Source organism: Glutamicibacter sp. St.4D3 (genome assembly GCF_059728615.1).
Genome location: NZ_AP039380.1, coordinates 2,818,678 through 2,836,878, shown reverse-complemented (window position 1 = coordinate 2,836,878; position 18,201 = coordinate 2,818,678). Strand labels below are relative to the sequence as shown.

The following is an 18,201-nucleotide window of genomic DNA, read 5'->3' as shown; positions in this document are numbered from 1 at the left end:
GACTAGTTGCCGGTGACCTGCGCGAACGGGGGAGTCTGCACACCGTCGGCGACCGCCACCGCCGGGTCATCACCCAAGTGGATCATCTGGTTGTGCTCATCCACGTGCACCACCGCCGGGGTGTAGGCGCGGGCCTGGGCATCTTCCATCTGCGCGTAGCTGATGATGATGACCAGGTCACCGGGGTGCACCAGGTGGGCCGCGGCCCCGTTGATGCCCACCACGCCGCTGCCGCGCTCGCCGGCGATCGTGTAGGTCTCCAGGCGGGCCCCGTTGGTCACATCCACGATGCTCACCAGCTCCCCGGGCAGGATGTCGGAGGCGTCCAGCAGGTCCTGGTCAATGGTGACCGACCCGACGTAGTGCAGATCCGCCTGGGTCACGGTGGCGCGGTGGATCTTGGATTTGAACATGGTGCGTTGCATCAGCTGGTTCTTTCCTGCAGGCAGAGCGAATTCTTGCTCACCAAGTTTACGCCCTTTCCGCCCCGGGCAGGCTGCGGTACTGCTCACCCTGCCCGTGGCGGGGGTTAACGGCCCCCGGCCAGCGCCTCGCGCAGCACGCCGTGCACCTGCCCGTCGGCCAGCAGCTGGTAGGCGGCCTCCAAATCGGCGGAGAGGAACCGGTCCGGACCCGGGCCCTGCACCTTGCTGCGCAGCAGCCCCAGCACCGCGCCGGTCACCGGGGAGGGCTGCAACGGCCGGCGCAGGTCCAGGGCGCGCCCGGCCACCACCAGCTCGATCGACAGGATGCGGCGTAGGTTCTCCACGGATTTGCGCAGCTTGCGGGCGGCATGCCACCCCAGGGATACGTGATCCTCCTGCATCGCCGAGCTGGGAATCGAGTCCGCGCTGGCTGGCACCGCCAGGCGCTTGTTTTCGGCCACCAAACCGGCCTGGGTGTACTGGGCGATCATCATCCCCGAATCCACTCCCGGATCATCGGCCAGGAACGCGGGAAGATCCCGGGAACGGGCCGGGTCCAGCATCCGGTCGGTGCGCCGTTCGGCGATGGACCCCAAATCGGCGACGGCGATGGCCAGGAAGTCCAGCACGTAGGCGACCGGTGCACCATGGAAGTTGCCGTTGGAGCTGATCCGGCCGTCGGGCAGCACCACCGGGTTGTCGATGGCCGCGGCCAATTCGCGCCGGGCGACGGTGGCGGCGTGGTCCATGGTGTCCCGGGTGGCGCCGGTGACCTGCGGGGAGCAGCGCAGCGAATAGGCGTCCTGCACCCGCCCGTCCCCTTCGCGGTGGGAGGCCACGATCGGGGAGCCGGCCAGGGCGTCGAACATGTTCGCGGCGCTGGTCGCCTGCCCGGGATGCGGGCGCAGCGGCTCGTGCAGATCGGCCCGGAACACCTGGTCGGTGCCCAGCTGGGCCTCCACGCTCATGGCCGCGCTCAAATCCGCGATGTCCACCAGCTCGCCCAGGTCCGCCAGCGCCAAAAGCAGCATCCCCAGCATCCCGTCGGTGCCGTTGATCAGGGCCAGGCCCTCCTTTTCCTCCAGCACCAGCGGTTCAATGCCGGCCTCGGCCAGTAGCTGCGGCACCGGGCGCAGCACGCCCTCGCGGTCCACCGCCTCACCCTCACCCATGAGCACCAGGGCGCAGTGCGCCAGCGGCGCCAGGTCACCGGAGCAGCCCAGCGAACCGAATTCGCGCACCACCGGGGTGATCCCGGCGTTGAGCACCTCCACCATGGTCTGCAGCACCACCGGGCGCACGCCGGTGCGGCCGGTGGCCAGGGTCTTGGCGCGCAGGAACATCAGGGCCCGCACCACTTCGCGTTCCACCGGCTCACCCATGCCGGCGGCGTGCGAACGGATCAGCGAGCGCTGCAGCTTGGCCCGGTCGGCCTGGGGGATGTGGCGGGTGGCCAGGGCACCGAAGCCGGTGGAGACGCCGTAGACCGGGGTGTCGCTGGCGGCCATCTGCTCGATGTGGGTGCGTACCCGCCCCAACTCGGCGAGCACCGCATCGGCGATCATCACCGGGGCCTGCTGCCGTGCCACGGCGATCACGTCCTCGGCGGTGGTCCCGCCGAGGTTCAGGGTCACTGCACTGTTTTTGAGATTTGCTTCCATACTTCACTTCCGCGGGACGAGAGCCAATGGGACTTACCTTCCATCATTGGCCACCGGTCGGGGCAATGGCTGGCGCCCTCGAAGTCGTTGTCCGGGATCCCGGACTTTCGCGCCGGGGGATCTTCGGTGTCTTCCTTGGCTTAGCTGGCAGTTTCCGGGTTGGTCTTTACCTCTCGGCGGCGCCCCCGGCACCGTGGAGATGTTCAACCGCGGCCGATGAACACCACCCCGGGCTGCTGGGGAAACTGGCCGGGAGACAACTTTCAGGAAAGGTATGTACTCATGTCCGGAAATCTCTTTGCGCGCTCGGTCCATGACCTGACGGCCGCCGCCTGGTTCGGCGGTTCGCTGATGGGTGCCGTGGGCCTGAACGGAGCGACGTCCGAAGCCAAGGACGCAACCGAACGAACCCGGCTCTCAAGCCTGGGATGGAAGAAATGGGCGCCGGTGCAGACCGGTGCGTTTGCCGCCCACCTGGCCTCCCTGGGCCCGATCCTGTGGGAAAACAAGGGCCGGTATGCCACCCAGGACGGGGTGATGGCCTGGACGTGGATCAAGACCGGAGTGACCCTGGCCGGAGCCGCGGTGACGTTCTATGCCGCGGTACTGGGCAAGAAGGTGGATCAGCTGGCCGAAGAGGGGGCGAAGGGCGCCACCGAACCCCGCGCCGGAAGCTCCGATGAACTGGCCAAGGCCCAAAAGCAGCTGCGCCAGCTGCAGTGGCTGATCCCCGGTTTCGCGGCCACCGTGATTGTGCTCGGCGCCCAGCACGGGGAGATGCAGCGGCCCAAGAATGTGAAGCTGGGGCTGCTGAAACGCTAGGAAACCAGCAACGGGTCCTGTCCGGCACCCCCGAAGCCGGGCAGAACCCGCCGGGCACCATGTGGGCGGGGGAACCGCGCTTGGACGCGGTTCCCCGCCTGCGCCCTTTAGCGCGGTTGGGCGCGGATCCTTCGTGTTACGGGCGCTGCAACCCCTGGCGACGCGTTCGCTGGTAACTTTGCGCCTCAACGGGGCAACAAAAGCAAACTTGGCATAGTCTGCCTACACCGGACGGTCAATGAGGATCATGCCGAAGGCACCGATGTCATGCGCCGTCCTTAACGGACCGTTAAAACTGTGAAACACGGCAGTCACCAAAGACCGCTAGGCTTCCCGGCACAAGGGTTCGTGCAGCACTAGGACGAGAGAAAGACCAGCACCGTGGATACCGGGTTAGCCAAGCCAGCCGTCAACGCAACGGGAACCCCTGAAAGCGCCTGGCGCCGGCGCAAGGACGCCTGGGAGCATCTGGGCTACATTCTCAGCGAGCTGGTGCGGGTCGTGGGCAACGGCTCGGGGGAACCCGAAACGCTGGTGCAGGAGGCGGGCAAGCTGATCGGGCTGATCGCTGCCATTGAACCGTATTGGGCGACCCCGGGCATCAGCTACTTCAATGAGATGGTCGCGGCGCTGGAAGCCGACGACTACGACCGGGCCATGGAGAAGGTATACCTGGTCAACCAGACTTTCCGCTCCCAAACCCAGTACATTGAGCCGGACACCCTGCACGCCGAGGATGAGGAAAACGAACCGACCGCACGCTTCACCCCGGTGGTCGAGGTGCTGATGGTCGACAACGGGCGGGTCGAGGAAATCGAGGGCTTCAAGCAGGAAATGCTTGACCAGCGGCGCAGCAGCGACGAGTTCACCTACAACCTGGTGGTGGTGCCCAGCGTGGAGGATGCGCTGGTGGCACTCATGATCAATCCGACCATTCAAACCTGCGTGCTCACCCCGCGCTTTGAGCTGCACACCCGGCAGAAGCTGAGCACCGCCCTGCACGGCTACATCAGCGCGCAGATGGACGGGATGTTCTCCAGCGGCAAGCAGGTTGACCTGCTGCTGGACCTGGAACGCCTGGTGGAGCGGCTGCGCCCGGAAGTGGCGGTCTACCTGGTGGCCGGGGTGGCCCTGGAATCCCTGGCCCGGGAACTGACCGGCAGGTTCCGCCGCATCTTCTCCCGCAACGACGGGATGGACCTGCACCTGTCGATCATTGGCGAAATCCTCTCCCGCTACGAGACCCCGTTCTTCAACGCGCTGCAGCGCCACGCCCGCCGCCCGGGAGGCGTTTTCCACGCCATGCCCATCTCCCGTGCCGGATCCGTGCAAAACTCCCCCTGGGCCCGGGACCAGGTCGACTTCTACGGGATCAACCTGCTGCTGGCCGAAACCTCGGCCACCTCCGGTGGTCTGGATTCGCTGCTGGACCCGCACGGTTCGATCCGGGATGCCCACGAACTGGCGGCCCGGGCGTTTGGTTCGCACCGCACCTACTTCGTCACCAATGGCACCTCAACGGCCAACAAGATCGTCCACCAATCGATTCTGGCTCCCGGGGACATCGTGCTGGTGGACCGCAACTGCCACAAATCCCACCACTACTCCCTGGTGTTGGCCGGCGCGCACGTGAAGTACCTGGAGGCCTACCCGCTGCAGGAGCACGCGATCTACGGGGCGGTGCCGCTGCGGGAGATCAAGAAGGCGCTGCTGGAACTGCGGCGGGCCGGGAAGCTGCACAAGGTCAAGATGATCACCCTGACCAACTGCACCTTTGACGGGATCATCTACGACCCGCGCCGGGTCATGGAGGAATGCCTGGCCATCAAACCCGACCTGGTCTTCCTTTGGGATGAGGCCTGGTACGCGTTTGCCGGATTCCACCCGATCTACCGCAAACGCACCGCCATGGCCGCGGCCCGCGGCCTGGAGGCGGACCTGTCCACCGCGCAGCACCGCCGCCGGTACGAAGAACAGGTTGGGCAGCTGCCCGAACCGGGCACGCATGAGGACCCGGCCAATGACGAGGCCTGGTTGAACGCCCGGCTCATCCCGGACCCGCAGGCCACCCGGCTGCGGATCTACGCCACCCAGTCCACCCACAAGACCCTGACCTCGCTGCGCCAGGGCTCGATGATCCACGTGCATGACCAGGACTTCGCCAGCCGCAACGCCAACTCCTTCCGCGAGGCGTACATGACGCACACCTCCACCTCGCCGAACTACCAGATCCTGGCCTCCCTGGACATTGGCCGCCGCCAGGTGGAGCTGGAAGGCTATGCGCTGGTGCAGCGGCAGGTCGACCTGGCCCTGTCCATCTCCAAGGCCATTGCCCGCCACGACCTGCTGCGCAAGTACTTCCGGGTGCTGGACAGCAGCGATCTGATTCCCGAGCAGTTCCGCACCTCGCGCAATACCAACCCGGTGCGCGACGGGCTGGCGGCCTGGGACCAGGCCTGGGACACCGACGAGTTCGTGGTTGACCCCAGCCGGCTGACCCTGGACATCAGCCGCACCGGGGTGGACGGGGACACGTTCAAGCACAGCTACCTGATGGACGGGCACGCCATCCAGGTGAACAAGACCAGCCGCACCAGCGTGCTGCTGATGACCAACATCGGCACCAACCGCAGCGCCGTCGCCTACCTGATCGAGGTGCTGATCAAGATCGCCAACGAACTGGAACGCCAGCGCCGGCTGGACGGGCGGGACGCCTACCCGGCCCAGCCCACCGCCCAGCCGCAGGTGCCGCTGCCGGACTTCAGCCACTTCGCCCCGGCCTTTGACGGGGGAGCGCAGAGCGGGGACATGCGCCGGGCCTACTACCTGACCTACGACGACCCGGCCACGACGTTCCACCATTCCCCGGCCATCCGCGAGCGCATCGCGGCGGGCCAGGAGGTGGTGTCGGCCGCGTTCGTCACCCCCTACCCGCCGGGCTTCCCGGTGCTGGTGCCCGGCCAGGTGATCAGCCTGCCCATCCTGGACTACATGGACGCGTTGGACACCAGGGAAATCCACGGCTACCACCGCCAATACGGGTACCAGGTGTTCACCCCCGAGGCCCTGGCCCTGGTGGAGCAGGACAAACGCGGCTAACGGACAATACCGCGGCCCGGCGCCCCTGAGACCCAGCTCACGCCGCGGCCGTGCGGCCGGTAGGCTGGGACGATGACTTGGACTGATAAGCACGTCACCGTTCCCGCCCGGCTGCGCCCCGGCGCTCAGGTGCGGGTGGTTGCCCCCTCCTGCTCGCGCAGCTATGTCATGGAACATGACAACACGCGCTGGATCAACGAGCGTTTCGCGGCCCTGGGGATCAAGCTTTCCTTCGGACGGCATGTGGATGAGCGCGACGACTTCGACAGCTCGTCGATCACCTCGCGCCTGGAGGACCTGCACGCGGCGTTCGCTGATCCGGCGGTGGACGGGATCATGAGCGTGATCGGCGGGTTTAACGCCAACGAGCTGCTGCCGTACCTGGATTGGGACCTGATTGCCGCCAACCCGAAGGTGTTTTGCGGCTACTCGGACTTCACCGTGCTGGCCAACGCGATCCATGCACGCACCGGGATGATCACCTATGTTGGCCCGCACTGGTCCATGTTTGGCATGCGCGACCATTTTGAACCCACTGGCCAGTGGTTCACCGCCGCCACCTCCGGCCAGGCATGGAGCATTGAGCCGGCCACGGCCTACACCGATGACTTGTGGTTCATGAACCAGGATGGGCGGCAGACGCTGCCCACCGACGGACCGTGGGTCTTGCGCGAGGGAGCGGGCACCGGACGGGTCATCGGCGGGAATCTGTGCACGCTCAACCTGCTGCAGGGCACCGGGTTGATGCCCCGGCTGGAGGGCGCCATGCTGTTCCTGGAGGACGACGCGGCCGGGGACATCCATGAATTCGCCCGCAACCTCGCCGCGCTGCTGCAGCGCCCCGACGCCGCCGGCATCACCGGTCTTGGAATCGGCCGCTTCCAGCAGGATTCGGGCGTCACCCGCTCAATGCTCCAACAAGCGGTGGACAAGCATCCGCTGCTTGACTCGGTGCCGGTGGTCGCGAACCTGGACTTCGGGCACACCAGTCCCATGTTCACCCTGCCCATCGGCGGGCAGGCCCGGCTCGCGGCAACACCGGCCCAGGGGCAGCCGGACAGGGTGCAGCTGCGGTTCGCGCACCGCCGCGAGCAGCTGGACCAGGCAGGCGGGAGCGCCGAGAACTGCTAGGCCGCGGCCGGCGGGTGCAGCGGCAGGCGCATGGAGACCGATGTGCCGTGCCCGTCACGCGAACGCAGGATCAGGGTGCCGCCGTGGCGGGCCACGATGACCCGCACCAGCGCCAGACCGATCCCGGAGCCGGGCATGTCCCGGGCGTTGGAGGCGCGGGCCAGCTCCTCCAGCACCAGGTCCTGTTCCTCCTCCGGGATCCCGCGACCGGTGTCGGCAATGTCAATGATGAGCGAGCCATCCAGTTCCTGGGCGGTGATCTCGATGCTGTCCCCGGCCGATGAGTACTTGATGGCGTTGCTCAACAGGTTGTGCAGGCTCAGGCGCAGCAGGTCCGGGTCGCCCTGAATTGCCGGCAGCGGCCATGGAGCCTTGGGCAGGTGCAGGGAGATCCGGCGTTGTTCGGCGTCCCGGCCCTGGGGTCCTTCGGCCGTGTCATCCAGCACGTCACGCAGCAGCTGTTCCACGTCCACCTGAACGCGTTCAAGCTGGGCGACCTCCAGCTCGGCCAGCCCGCGCAGGTCCCCAACCAGCCGGGAAAGCCGCCGGGTTTGGGTGGCAACGCTGCCCCAACTGGCCGCATCGGGCAGCTGGTCCTCACTGCCGCTGATCACCGCCTGCAACACGGTCAGCGGATTTTTCAGCTCGTGATCCAGCCGCCGCAGCAGCCGCCGCCGGGCCTGGTCGCCCTCGGAGGTGATCTTGGCCCGCAGGTCCTGGATTTGCCGTTCGGTGCTGCGGCGCTGGCGCAGCACCAGGGCGCAGCCGGTGAAGGCCGCGACCCCAAGGACCAACGGCACCAGCCACAGCGGCATGAGGATGGACAGGTCCAATCCGCCGGCCAAGAAGAACAGCAGGATCGCGGCCGCCAGGGCGAGCACCGGGATGCTGAACAACGCGAACAACAATGCGCGCTGGGCCCCGTCGGCGGCACGGCGGCCGGTGTCGGTGGTGGTCCGTACCCTAGCCACGGCGCACCTGCGCGGCCAGGCGGTACCCGTGGCCGGGCACCGTTTCAATCAGGGTGGGGGCCGCGGCGTCATCACCAAAGGAGCGGCGGATTTCGGCGATCCGGTGGTCCACCGCACGGGTGGAGACCGCGAATTCAAAGCCCCACAGGGTTTCGAGCAGCCGTTCACGGCTGTGTACCTCGTCGGGCCGGCTCATCAGGTATTCCAGCAGCGTCAGCGCCTTGGGGGTCAAAGTGACCTCGGAGCCAGAATTCCATACCCGGCGGGCGGATCGGTCCAATTTCAGGGTGCCCCCGGCGTGTTCGGCCACCAGCACCTGGGCGTTGCCCAGCGACTGGGTGGCGGACTGCAGGCGGCGCAGCACCGCCCGGATCCTGGAGAGCAGCTCCTGCGGGGCGAAGGGCTTGTTCAGGTAGTCATCGGCTCCCTCGTCCAGCGCCGCCGAACGTTCGTCGGCCTCCCCGACCACGGTCAAGAGGATCACCGGGGTCCAGTCCTCGCGTTCACGCAGGGTGCGCAGCAGCGCCCTGCCATCCAGGTAGGGCATCATCACATCCGAGACGATGACCGACACCGGTTGGCTCTCCAGCAGCTGCAGTGCCTCGGCGCCGTTGCCGGCGGTGTGCACCTCCAGTCCGCTGCGGCGCAGGTAGCCGCCCAGGGTAGCCAAAATGTCCTGCTCGTCATCGACGAGCAGGACCGAGGCGCCGTCGCTAGCGGTCATGGGCGAAGTTTCCTTACCGGTGGGCGGGTGGTGGACAGGATCCCAGCCTATTGAGCTTGCGGCCTAGAGATCCAGTTCGGCGCTGCCCACCGCGTCGTGGCGCAGCACGTTCTTGGACCCGTGGTTCTCCACATCCGGGTCATCCTCATAGGCCGGATCCCAGCCCACGTGGTTGCCCGAACCGCTGACCTCCACGTTGTCCAGGTCCTGCACGGCGATGACGTTGTTGTTCCCGCGCACGATCAGGTCATCAATCTCGGTGGCGGCAATCACCAGGTTGTGCCCGCTGATCACCACGTCGTCACAGTCGCCGGTGATGCTGATGACCGTGTTCTTGTCCTTGATGTACAGGTCATCGGCGTCGTTCCGGCCATGGTCCTCATCCAGGCACTCCAGCTTCTTGGCGGCGTTGGAATTGATGCTCTTGAAGATTTCCGAGAAGCTCGCCTCCTGGGCGCCCTTCGCGGCGGGGCTGGAAGAGGTGGCCGCCGGGGCGGAGGAGCTGGGGCTCGGCTGCGCGGTGGGGGACTGGGTGTCCTGCTCCGGGGCCGAGGGGCTGGTGATCGGTCCGCTGGAGGTTTCGGTGCCGTTTTCCGGTTGTACGCTCACACAACCGCTCAACCCGGCGGAGGCGAGCAGGAGGACCGCCAGCGAGAGTCCCGCGCTATGCATTGTCTTCTTTTCCACGGTGAACGACTCCTTATCGTCAAGGCGGGGATCCCGCCAAAATCAATCTTTCTACCCTTGAGCCTATGGGGTTTCGGTCCTGGGCAGGTCGCACCGCTGTTTCAGGGTTGTCGCAGTTTTGCGACAGGCGATCTTCACGCAGGTAGCGGGCCGCAGACGAAAAAGCGGCTGGCACCAGTGTCCTGGTGCCAGCCGCGCCGACCATCTGCCGGTCACACCCGTGGGCGGGTGGAGGCGGTAGTCGTGGGTTTTTCGGGGCCTACGATTCGTCGTCGTGCGCCGGGGTTGCGGTCGCCGCGCCCTGGTGGGTGGCGCCGCCCTCATCGGTCCAATCGTGACCGGTGTCATCGGAGAGCTTGGGGTCCGAGACGTGGTCCTTCAGCTTGGCGTCCTGCTCGTTGGTCTTGTCCTGGTTGTTCGAGGTGTTCTGCATGAGCCGTCCTCCTGATTCCGTGTGGTTGATTCAGCGTCCGCGCCGGGCTGGTGTGCGCCCGGCGGGCAGATCCGGCGTTGGCCTGATTCTAGCGTTCCGGCTGGGTTTCCGGTTCCGGCGGCGGTGGCGGGGCAGTGGGATCCAGCGGCGGCTGGGTCGGCCCGGTCGGGTCGGTGTGCGGTTCCGGTGGGGCCGTGGGGTCGCTGGGCGGTTCCATTGGCCCGGTCGGGTCATGCGGGGTGACCGGTGGCTCGGTGGGATGTCGGTGTCCGAACATTGTGTCCCTCCTTCGTTCTGCGGCGATCCAGCGGCGGCGGGCTGCCGACCCCTGGTGCCGGAATCGATTGGACTAGCCACGATACTGCCCGCCCCGGGGCCAACCCGCACCCAAAAGCGCATTCCATGGGGATTGCCAGTATTGACCAAAGGCGTTCCCAGCAGGCCCTTCCCGGCCTGCTTCCGCAGGAACGCGCGGCTTGCGAAGTGGTGGAGGAGGTGAACAACCGGGTAAAACCTTGGAAGCAGGTGAAAGAACGGGGCCGAGGTACACATCCTGGGCGCGGAGGGCTAGAGTTCAAATTAGGGCCCTTGGCCGTAACCGCCAAGGGTTGTTGGAAAGCAAGTTGAAGTGACCACCTGAAGGGGGAGCAAACCTTGTCTGATTCCGTAAAGAAGACACCAGCAGGGAAGACCAAGCGGGAAAACGCCGAGAACGGTTTCGTCGCCACCGAGGAGCTGCGTGATGCCCTGCAGTCGGTCCTGGTGAACCTGATCGACTTGCAGCTTGTGGGCAAGCAGGCGCACTGGAACATTGTGGGCCCGAACTTCCGCGACCTGCACCTGAACCTGGACGAGGTCGTGGACATCGCCCGCAAGGGTTCGGATGAAATCGCCGAGCGCATGCGCGCCATGCACGCCACCCCGGATGGGCTGGTGGGCACCGTGTCGAAGTACACCGAGCTGGAGCAGCCCACGAACGGCGAGATCCTGACCACCAAGGCCGTGGACCTGATGGTCGACGCCGTGCAGACCACGGTGGGTGTCATGCGCCGGGTGCATGACGCAGTTGATGAGGCCGACCCAACCTCGGCTGACATCCTGCATGACTACATTGCGCAGCTGGAACAGCAGGCCTGGTTCATCAGCGCCGAAAACCGCAAGCCATAACCCGGACCGGTTTTCCGGTTCTGGCCGGCGGCCAGTTTTTCGCGGCACGTCCCCTTGTGGGGCGTGCCGCTTGCCGTGTGCGCAAGTTGTCACCCGCACCAGGGCCGGCCGCGGGGCCTTAGCGCCCCAGCAGCAGCGCGCGTGATTCCAGGCCCGCCAGATAGTCCGCGAACCCGCCCTGCAGGCGACCGGTCAGCCGGCCGGAGGTGACCACCGGGATCTGGGCAGTGGCCTGCAGCCGGGCACCGCCCGCCCGCAGCCGGCGCACCAGGCCCACATCCTCATGCGCCGTGACCGGTTCAAACCCGCCGGCGCGCAGGTAGTGGGCGGCGTTGAACGCCAGGTTTGCCCCGTGCACATGCCCGTGACCGGGTTCGGGCCGGTAGTGCTGCCGCCACTGCCGGTACCGGTGGGGTTCCAATTCCTTCTCATCGGGCTGCACGGTGCCCAGCACCACGTCCGCGCCCCGGGCCGCGGCCAGCAGCAGCACCGTCAGCCAATTGACCGGCACCCGGCTGTCGGCGTCGCTGCACGCCACCCAGGTAGCCGCCGGGGAGGCGCCGCTAAGTTCCAGGGCCCGTTGGACCCCGGCCGCGCGGCTGGCCCCGACGCTGCCAAAGTTCCCGGGCAGCGCATGGAAGCGGGCATCGGCGCGCGCCCGGTCCCGCACCAGCTGACCGGAGAGGTCGGTGCAGCGGTCCAGCACGAGCACCGCATGCAGTTCCACCTGCGGCGCGCACCGGGTGAAGCGGTCCATGGCGGCCGCCAGGTGGGCCAGGCAGGCGGGTAGGTGTTCTTCTTCGTTGTGCACCGGGATCACGATGGCCAGTGCCCGCAGCGGCTCATTCATCGGCTCCACCCTTCCGCCGGTAGATCTCCAGCAGGAAGTCCAGTTCGCGGTGTTCGACCACCGGATGCCAGCCTTGCAGTTCCCGGGCCATGGCGTGCACCGTTTCCCCGTCCAGCGTCCAGCCCTGGATCGGGTGCAGCCAGTGGCAGAGCACCAGTTCCCCGTCGGGCGCCATCTGCCGGTCACAGCGGGTGAGCAGTTCGGCCAGTTCATCGGCGGCCAGGAAGTAGCCGGTTTCGCTGATGACCACCAGGTCCCAGCCGTCCTGCTCCGTCGGCCACTGCTGCGGCACGGTCGCCTCACGCACCTGGGCGTGGGGCAGGTGGGCCAGCCGGCCCCGGGCCGTGGTGACCGCGGTGGCGCTGGCATCCAGGCCCAGGAACCGTTGACTGCGTTCGGCGAGCGCGGCGGACAGCTCCCCGATGGAGCACCCGATTTCCAGGGCCTGGCGGTAGCTGTCCCGGGTCAGGCTGGCCAGCAGCACCTGGCGCTTGCGCCGTTCATAGCCGCTGGTGCGGTAGTCCCATGGGTCTTCGCGCTGCTGGTAGAGCTGTTCGAAGACCTGTGGGGCGTCGCTGCCCGAGTGCGTGTTGGCGGGGGTGTAGCGCAGGACCTCGGTCCCGTTGCCGAAGTGGGCGCTGAACGCGGCGCTGAGCAGCACCTCGTCCCCGGGCTGGTCGGACAGCGGGGCCACCTGGGAGCGGTGGGCGGCCATGGCCGCGGCCTTGGCCTGCTGCTGCGCTTCGCTCAGCTGTAGGCGGCGCCAGTGGCGCCACCGGGAGTCCTGGTCGGGTTCGGCCCAGTGCCAGTACCAGAGCGGGAACTCCAGCAGCGCCAGCCCGTGGCGGCTGGCGGTCTCGGCGGCCAGGCGGCCCAGGGTCTCATGGTCGATGTGCCCGTCGCCGCGGTAGGTGGAGGCCAGCACCGTGGCGGGGCCGGCCAGCGCCAGCCCCAGGGCGTCGGTGATGGCCTTGATGTGCCCGGCCAGCTGGCCATCGGGCAGCCCCAACACGTCCCAGGTCAGGGTGCCGTGCGCGGTGGCCGTGGCGTCCAGCTGGCGCAGGGCGTCGGCGATTTCCCGGCGGCGGATGGCGGCCAGCTGTTCGGGGCGGTGGGTGGGGGAGCCAGGGTGGGAGGCTTCTCCGGCGCTGCACACCAGCACGTGCACCGCGGCGCCGCGGGCCAGGCACTGCTGGATCAACCCGCCGGCGCCCAGGGTCTCATCATCCGGGTGAGCGGCCAGCACCACCAGGGTGCCGCCGGCGCCGGGCAGGGCCTGCTCTTCCAGTTCCCCCAGCCGCTGCCGGCCGGCCGCCCGCCAGGAGCTGGCGGGGGTTCCGGCATCCCGGTGGTCGAAGCTCACCATGGCCCACCGGCCTGCAGCACTTTGCCGCCCAGGGCCGCGTCATCCCGGGCCCCATGGTGCTGGCGCAGGTAGATGCCCAGGTCCGCGACCCGGCGGGCGTGCGCGTCATCCCCGACCAGGGGGCCGGGGCCGGTGGCCTCGGGGACCATGGCCAGCAGCCGCTGGCAGACGGCGGCGACGTGGCCGCGCACGGTCAGGGCGTCCGCCCAGTCCAGCCGTTGGGCATCGGCGCGCCCGGCCGCGTTGGCGAGCGCCAGCCCGGCACCGTGCAGCAGCCGGTGCCCCTCGCCGAGCCAGGACAGGGCCAGCTGGTCCGGTTCGCGGCGCTGGGCGGAGGCGAACAGCGTCCGGTACAGGCCCACCGCCCCGCCAAACCAGCAGGCGGCCACCCCGACCGCGCCGACGGCGAAGCCCGGACGGTCCAGGTACCACCCGGCGGCGCCGATGGGCTGGGCCGGTACGGCGGTGAAGTGCACGCTGCCGCTGGGGATGTGGGCCAGCCCGCGGCTGTGCCAGGTGCCCTGCTGCACCTCGACGCCCGCATCGCTTAGCTGCACGGCAAAGATCCGCCGGCCCTGCGCGGTGTGGGCGCTGACGATGGCCCGGCTCAGGTTCCCGGCCAGGGAGCACCAGGGCTTGGTGCCGTTCAGTTGCCAGGTGCCCTCGCCGTCCTGTTCGGCGGTGAGCAGCTGGTGGGGTGCCTCGGCCGCGTAGACGCCCCAGGTGCTGCCCGCAGCCCACTCGTGCCCGGCCTGGCGCAGGATGGCGGCCGCGTCCAGGTGGGGTTCGATGGTGCGGGCGGCGGCCAGGTCAATGGCGGCGATGGTGGCCAGCCATTGCCACAGCCCGGCCGTGTTTCCGGTGCCGGGCACCGGCGGGATGCCGGGGTGCGCACTGAGCACCCGCAGCAGCGGTTCGGGGTGGCCCTGGCAGTGTTCGGCCGCGGTGAGCAGTTGCCCGGCCGGCTCCCAGTCCAACGGATCCGCCGGTGCGGCGGGGTTCAAAACCACGGTCTGCACGCCCTCTGGGAGCACCTGATCACCTCATGTTCGCGTCCTGCAACGTGGCACCAGTGTGCAACATCAGGTGCCCGGCACTCCAGCGCTCCCATGGAGGATTCAGCAAACCCCCGAGTCAACCGGCCGCTGGCGGGCCGGTGGACCGGGGATTTGCTGGGCTGGGCGGTTAGGCCATGGGGATGCGCACCCCGCGTTCGGCGGCGACCTGCCGGGCCCGGTCGTACCCGGCATCCACGTGGCGGATCACGCCCATGGCCGGGTCGTTGGTCAGCAGCGCCGTCAGCTTCGCGGCGGCCAGCTCGGTGCCATCGGCCACCGAAACCTGCCCGGCGTGGATCGAGCGGCCCATCCCCACCCCGCCGCCGTGGTGGATCGAAACCCAGGTGGCCCCGGAACTGGCGGCGCTCAGCGCGTTCAGCAGCGGCCAGTCCGCGACCGCGTCCGAACCGTCGGCCATCGCCTCGGTCTCCCGGTAGGGGGAGGCCACCGAACCCGAGTCCAGGTGGTCGCGCCCGATCACGATCGGCGCGGAGACCTTGCCCTCGGCCACCAGCTGGTTGAACAGCAGCCCCGCCCGGTGGCGCTCGCCGTAGCCCAGCCAGCAGATGCGCGCCGGCAGGCCCTCGAATTCAACGTGCTCGGCGGCCGCGTCCAGCCAGCGGTGCAGGTGCCCGTTCTCGGGGAACAGCTCCTTCAGCGCCCGGTCGGTGACCTCGATGTCCTTCGGGTCCCCGGACAGCGCCACCCAGCGGAACGGGCCCAGCCCCTCGCAGAACAGCGGGCGGATGTAGGCCGGCACGAAGCCGGGGAACGCGAAGGCCCGCTCATAGCCGCCCTTGCGGGCCTCGTCGCGGATGCAGTTGCCGTAGTCGAACACCTCGGCCCCGGCGTCCTGGAAGCCGACCATCGCCGCGACGTGGCGGGCCATGGAGGCCTGGGCCTTCTTGGTGAACCCGACCGGGTCGGCCTGCGCCTCGGCGTGCCAGGCCTCCAGGGTGTGCTCCACCGGCAGGTAGCTGAGCGGGTCGTGCGCGCTGGTCTGGTCGGTGACGATGTCCACCTGCAGCTCACCACGCTGCTGGCGTTCGAGCAGCTGCCCGAACACCTCGGCGGCGTTGCCCACATAACCCACCGACAGCGCCCGGCGTTCGTGTTTGGCGGCCATCACCTTGTCCACCGCGGTGTCCAGGTCCAGTTCCACCTCATCGAGGTAGCGCTTGGCGGCGCGGCGGCGCAGCCGGGCTTCGTCCACGTCCACGATCAGCACCGCCCCGCCGTTCAGGGTCACCGCCAGCGGCTGGGCCCCACCCATCCCGCCGCACCCTGCGGTCAGGGTCAGCGTGCCGGCCAGGGTGCCGTCAAAGCGCTTGCGTCCGATGGCGGCGAAGGTTTCAAAGGTGCCCTGCAGGATGCCCTGGGTGCCGATGTAGATCCAGGACCCGGCGGTCATCTGGCCGTACATCATCAGCCCCTCGGCCTCCAGCTTGCGGAAGTGCTCCCAGTTCGCCCAGTCCCCGACGAGGTTGGAGTTGGCGATCAGCACCCGCGGCGCCCACCGGTTGGTGCGCAGCACGCCCACCGGCTTGCCGGACTGCACCAGCAGCGTCTCATCCTCCTCCAGGTCCTTGAGGGTTTGGATGATCGCCTCGTAGGCGGCCCAGTTGCGTGCGGCCTTGCCGGTGCCGCCGTAGACCACCAGGTCCTCGGGGCGTTCGGCGACCTCCGGGTCCAGGTTGTTCATCAGCATGCGCAGCGGCGCCTCGGTGGCCCAGGACTTGGCGCTTAGGGTGGTGCCGCGCGGGGCGCGGATGGTGTGCGGTGAGTGGGACGTGGTGGACATCTAGGCTCCTTTGCGCGGCGGATGTGCTGTTGCCTCCATCATTGGCCATCCGCGCCGGCAGTGACACCGCTCACCGGCCGCTGTTGTCCGGGATCCCGGACTCTAGCGCCGGGTGGTGGCCCGCCGCCCGTGCAGCCGGGCGGTGAACTGGTCCGCCGTGTGCTTCAGGTCCTCCAGGATCCCGGCGCGCTGGGCCTGGTCCACCCGCGCGCCCAGGAACGTGACCGCCAGGGCGGCGGCCGGCCAGCCGGTGCTGTCCAGGATCGCCACCGCCAGGGAGTGGAACTCCTCGGTCACGTCCCCCTGCTCCACCGCGTACCCTCGCTGCGCCGTGAACTGCAGTTCACGGCGCAGCGAGGCGTAGTCAGTGATGGTGGTGCTGTTGGGGCTGCGGCTGATGAAGCTGGCCGGGCGCGGGTAGAGCGCGCGCACCTGGGATTTGGGCAGCTGGGCCAGGATCGCCCGGCCCGAGGCGGTCAGGTGCGAGGGCAGGCGCACCCCCACATCGGTGACCAGCGAGGGCCGGCCCTTGGCGCGTTCCTCCACGATGTACAGCACATCGGCCCCGTGCAGCACCGCCAGGTGCGCGCTTTGGCCCACCTTGTCCACCAGCTGCGCCACCAGCGGGGCGCCCAGGCGCGCCAGCGGCTCCTGGCGGGTGTAGGCGCTGGAGAGCTCAAAGGCGGACAGGCCCAGGCCATAGGCCTGTTCCTCCGGGTAGTGGGTGGCGAACCCCTGCTCGATCAGCACCCCCAGCAGCTGGTAGACCGTGGAGCGCGGCAGCTGCAGCAGCGTGCAGATCATCGCGGCCGGGGTGGGGGACTTGCGGCTGGCCAGCAGCTTGAGCACCCGCAGCGTATTATCCGCCGCCGGAACCTTACTGGCCACGCCCACCTCCGGGCATCGTGCCCCTGGCCCGGCGGGCCGGGGCAGCCGGTGCGCGCACCGCTAGTTTCCCCGCTGCAGCGCGCGGTGCAGCTGCTCACCGGTGGGCGGATTCGCCCCGGAGCGGGCGACGGTCAGCGCGGCACTGGCCAGCCCGGCCTGCAGCGCGGCGCGCACCGGCGGGGCCGCGGGACCCGCGGGCCCACCGGTCAGGGAGGCGGGCAGGTCCGAGGTGAGGATCGCATCGAGCAGCCCGGACATGAACGCCGCCCCGGCGCCCACCGTGTCCACCACCTCGGTGACCGGGGCCGGCAGGGCGAAGCTGTCGGTGGCGGTGCGGGCCTGGCAGCCCAGGGCCCCGCGGGTGAGCACCACCAGGCGCGGACCCAGCTCCAGCACCCGCTCCAGCACGGCGGCCGGCCCCAGCTGCGGGTAGAGCCAGGAGGCATCGGATTCGCTGAGCTTGACCACGTGGCTGCGGCCCATCATGAACCCGACCGCCTCGCGCACGGCCGCGGCGTCGTGCGCCAGCTCCGGGCGGATGTTCGGGTCGTAGCTGCGCAGCTGGTGCGCCGGGGACTGGGCGAACGCCTCGCGCACCTTGCTGGCCCCGGGCTCCAGCCAGGCGGCGATCGACCCGGCGTGCAGCAGGTCGGTGCGCGGGGGCACGACGTCATCGGGCAGGTTCCAGTTGATGTTGAAGCGGTAGCTGGCCCGGCCCTGGGCGTCGAGCTTGACCTGGGCCTGGTTCGTGGCGACCAGGCGCTGGGTGCCGTCGGCCAGCGTGACCCCGGCCGCGCGCAGGTGCCCGGCGATCAGGGCCCCGTGCTCATCGAGCCCGAACTCGGTGTGGAAGCTGACCTGGTGGCCCAGCCGGGCCAGGCCCACGGCCACGTTCAGCGGGGAGCCGCCCGGGTAGGCCCTGCGTCCCACCACGTCGACCAAGGATTCGCCAATCACAGAAATACGCGCCATGCCTCGATCCTATGTTGCAATCTATGTCCGCGATACCCGGGCGCTGTAGTGCCCGGCATCACACAGTGGTACCGTGGCGCTCGAGGCCCGCGGGCAGTGCAGACCCTGCGGCGCCACCACGGGCCAAGGGAGGGTCACGAGCGCAA

General features: G+C 68.7%; 17 protein-coding genes. 4 read left to right on the top strand and 13 right to left on the bottom strand.

Annotated elements, in window-relative coordinates:
- Positions 1–2: 2 nt before the first annotated feature.
- Both panD and hutH read right to left on the bottom strand, forming a co-directional pair.
- A complete protein-coding gene (gene panD, locus AC6I21_RS13045; protein WP_497762562.1) occupies positions 3–425 on the bottom strand; it encodes an aspartate 1-decarboxylase in 423 nt (140 codons plus the stop codon).
- A 104-nt stretch (positions 426–529) separates the two neighbouring features.
- Complete coding sequence (hutH, locus tag AC6I21_RS13040) at positions 530–2,059, bottom strand: histidine ammonia-lyase (RefSeq protein WP_425545645.1); 1,530 nt, start codon at positions 2,057–2,059, stop codon at positions 530–532.
- A 309-nt stretch (positions 2,060–2,368) separates the two neighbouring features.
- Here hutH and AC6I21_RS13035 point away from each other — a divergent pair, with 309 nt between their 5' ends.
- The 3 genes from AC6I21_RS13035 (at position 2,369) to AC6I21_RS13025 (ending at position 7,138) form a co-directional block, all read left to right on the top strand.
- The gene (locus tag AC6I21_RS13035; RefSeq protein ID WP_138926757.1) at positions 2,369–2,908 is read left to right on the top strand and encodes a hypothetical protein; all 540 of its coding nucleotides are present in this window, start codon (positions 2,369–2,371) and stop codon (positions 2,906–2,908) included.
- Between the two features lie 381 nt (positions 2,909–3,289).
- On the top strand, positions 3,290–6,007 hold the full coding sequence (locus tag AC6I21_RS13030; protein ID WP_497762561.1) for an aminotransferase class I/II-fold pyridoxal phosphate-dependent enzyme: 2,718 nt from the start codon (positions 3,290–3,292) through the stop codon (positions 6,005–6,007).
- Positions 6,008–6,079: 72 nt separating this feature from the next.
- Positions 6,080–7,138, top strand: coding sequence for a S66 family peptidase (locus tag AC6I21_RS13025; RefSeq protein ID WP_497762560.1), 1,059 nt, complete (start codon positions 6,080–6,082; stop codon positions 7,136–7,138).
- On the opposite strand, the gene AC6I21_RS13020 is transcribed toward AC6I21_RS13025, so the two are convergent.
- The 5 genes from AC6I21_RS13020 to AC6I21_RS13000 form a co-directional block, all read right to left on the bottom strand.
- Positions 7,135–8,109: a sensor histidine kinase gene (locus AC6I21_RS13020; protein ID WP_138926754.1), complete on the bottom strand. Its 975-nt coding sequence runs from the start codon at positions 8,107–8,109 to the stop codon at positions 7,135–7,137. The two genes, AC6I21_RS13025 and AC6I21_RS13020, sit on opposite strands and share 4 nt — an antisense overlap.
- Positions 8,102–8,833: a response regulator transcription factor gene (locus AC6I21_RS13015; protein ID WP_138175917.1), complete on the bottom strand. Its 732-nt coding sequence runs from the start codon at positions 8,831–8,833 to the stop codon at positions 8,102–8,104. The genes AC6I21_RS13020 and AC6I21_RS13015 overlap by 8 nt, the downstream gene beginning before the upstream one ends.
- A gap of 63 nt (positions 8,834–8,896) precedes the next feature.
- Positions 8,897–9,520, bottom strand: coding sequence for a DUF3060 domain-containing protein (locus AC6I21_RS13010; protein WP_138926753.1), 624 nt, complete (start codon positions 9,518–9,520; stop codon positions 8,897–8,899).
- Between the two features lie 259 nt (positions 9,521–9,779).
- Positions 9,780–9,953: a hypothetical protein gene (locus AC6I21_RS13005; RefSeq protein WP_171021182.1), complete on the bottom strand. Its 174-nt coding sequence runs from the start codon at positions 9,951–9,953 to the stop codon at positions 9,780–9,782.
- A gap of 88 nt (positions 9,954–10,041) precedes the next feature.
- On the bottom strand, positions 10,042–10,230 hold the full coding sequence (locus AC6I21_RS13000) for a hypothetical protein (RefSeq protein WP_054821403.1): 189 nt from the start codon (positions 10,228–10,230) through the stop codon (positions 10,042–10,044).
- A 377-nt stretch (positions 10,231–10,607) separates the two neighbouring features.
- Between AC6I21_RS13000 and AC6I21_RS12995 the strand changes: the two genes are divergently transcribed.
- Positions 10,608–11,120, top strand: coding sequence for a Dps family protein (locus AC6I21_RS12995; protein WP_138175923.1), 513 nt, complete (start codon positions 10,608–10,610; stop codon positions 11,118–11,120).
- 118 nt (positions 11,121–11,238) lie between these two features.
- On the opposite strand, the gene AC6I21_RS12990 is transcribed toward AC6I21_RS12995, so the two are convergent.
- The 6 genes from AC6I21_RS12990 to AC6I21_RS12965 form a co-directional block, all read right to left on the bottom strand.
- Complete coding sequence (locus AC6I21_RS12990; RefSeq protein ID WP_497762559.1) at positions 11,239–11,970, bottom strand: glycosyltransferase family 2 protein; 732 nt, start codon at positions 11,968–11,970, stop codon at positions 11,239–11,241.
- Complete coding sequence (locus AC6I21_RS12985; protein WP_497762558.1) at positions 11,963–13,336, bottom strand: PIG-L family deacetylase; 1,374 nt, start codon at positions 13,334–13,336, stop codon at positions 11,963–11,965. The genes AC6I21_RS12990 and AC6I21_RS12985 overlap by 8 nt, the downstream gene beginning before the upstream one ends.
- Entirely contained in the window at positions 13,330–14,346 is a 1,017-nt protein-coding gene (locus AC6I21_RS12980) for an acyl-CoA dehydrogenase family protein (protein ID WP_497762557.1), read from the bottom strand. The genes AC6I21_RS12985 and AC6I21_RS12980 overlap by 7 nt, the downstream gene beginning before the upstream one ends.
- Positions 14,347–14,521: 175 nt before the next feature.
- Positions 14,522–16,195: a urocanate hydratase gene (gene hutU / locus AC6I21_RS12975; protein ID WP_497762556.1), complete on the bottom strand. Its 1,674-nt coding sequence runs from the start codon at positions 16,193–16,195 to the stop codon at positions 14,522–14,524.
- Positions 16,196–16,297: 102 nt separating this feature from the next.
- Positions 16,298–17,083, bottom strand: coding sequence for an IclR family transcriptional regulator (locus tag AC6I21_RS12970; RefSeq protein ID WP_497762555.1), 786 nt, complete (start codon positions 17,081–17,083; stop codon positions 16,298–16,300).
- A gap of 60 nt (positions 17,084–17,143) precedes the next feature.
- The gene (locus AC6I21_RS12965) at positions 17,144–18,055 is read right to left on the bottom strand and encodes a carbohydrate kinase family protein (RefSeq protein ID WP_497762554.1); all 912 of its coding nucleotides are present in this window, start codon (positions 18,053–18,055) and stop codon (positions 17,144–17,146) included.
- Positions 18,056–18,201 lie beyond the last annotated feature (146 nt).

Excerpts from the sequence above, each read along its gene's own strand:
- AC6I21_RS13005 (WP_171021182.1), bottom strand. The coding sequence starts at position 9,953 with ATGCAGAACACCTCGAACAACCAGGACAAGACCAACGAGCAGGACGCC.
- AC6I21_RS13015 (WP_138175917.1), bottom strand. The coding sequence starts at position 8,833 with ATGACCGCTAGCGACGGCGCCTCGGTCCTGCTCGTCGATGACGAGCAG.
- hutU (WP_497762556.1), bottom strand. The coding sequence starts at position 16,195 with ATGTCCACCACGTCCCACTCACCGCACACCATCCGCGCCCCGCGCGGC.
- panD (WP_497762562.1), bottom strand. The coding sequence starts at position 425 with ATGCAACGCACCATGTTCAAATCCAAGATCCACCGCGCCACCGTGACC.
- AC6I21_RS13035 (WP_138926757.1), top strand. The coding sequence starts at position 2,369 with ATGTCCGGAAATCTCTTTGCGCGCTCGGTCCATGACCTGACGGCCGCC.
- AC6I21_RS13025 (WP_497762560.1), top strand. The coding sequence starts at position 6,080 with ATGACTTGGACTGATAAGCACGTCACCGTTCCCGCCCGGCTGCGCCCC.
- AC6I21_RS13000 (WP_054821403.1), bottom strand. The coding sequence starts at position 10,230 with ATGTTCGGACACCGACATCCCACCGAGCCACCGGTCACCCCGCATGAC.
- AC6I21_RS12965 (WP_497762554.1), bottom strand. The coding sequence starts at position 18,055 with ATGGCGCGTATTTCTGTGATTGGCGAATCCTTGGTCGACGTGGTGGGA.
- AC6I21_RS12985 (WP_497762558.1), bottom strand. The coding sequence starts at position 13,336 with ATGGTGAGCTTCGACCACCGGGATGCCGGAACCCCCGCCAGCTCCTGG.
- AC6I21_RS12990 (WP_497762559.1), bottom strand. The coding sequence starts at position 11,970 with ATGAATGAGCCGCTGCGGGCACTGGCCATCGTGATCCCGGTGCACAAC.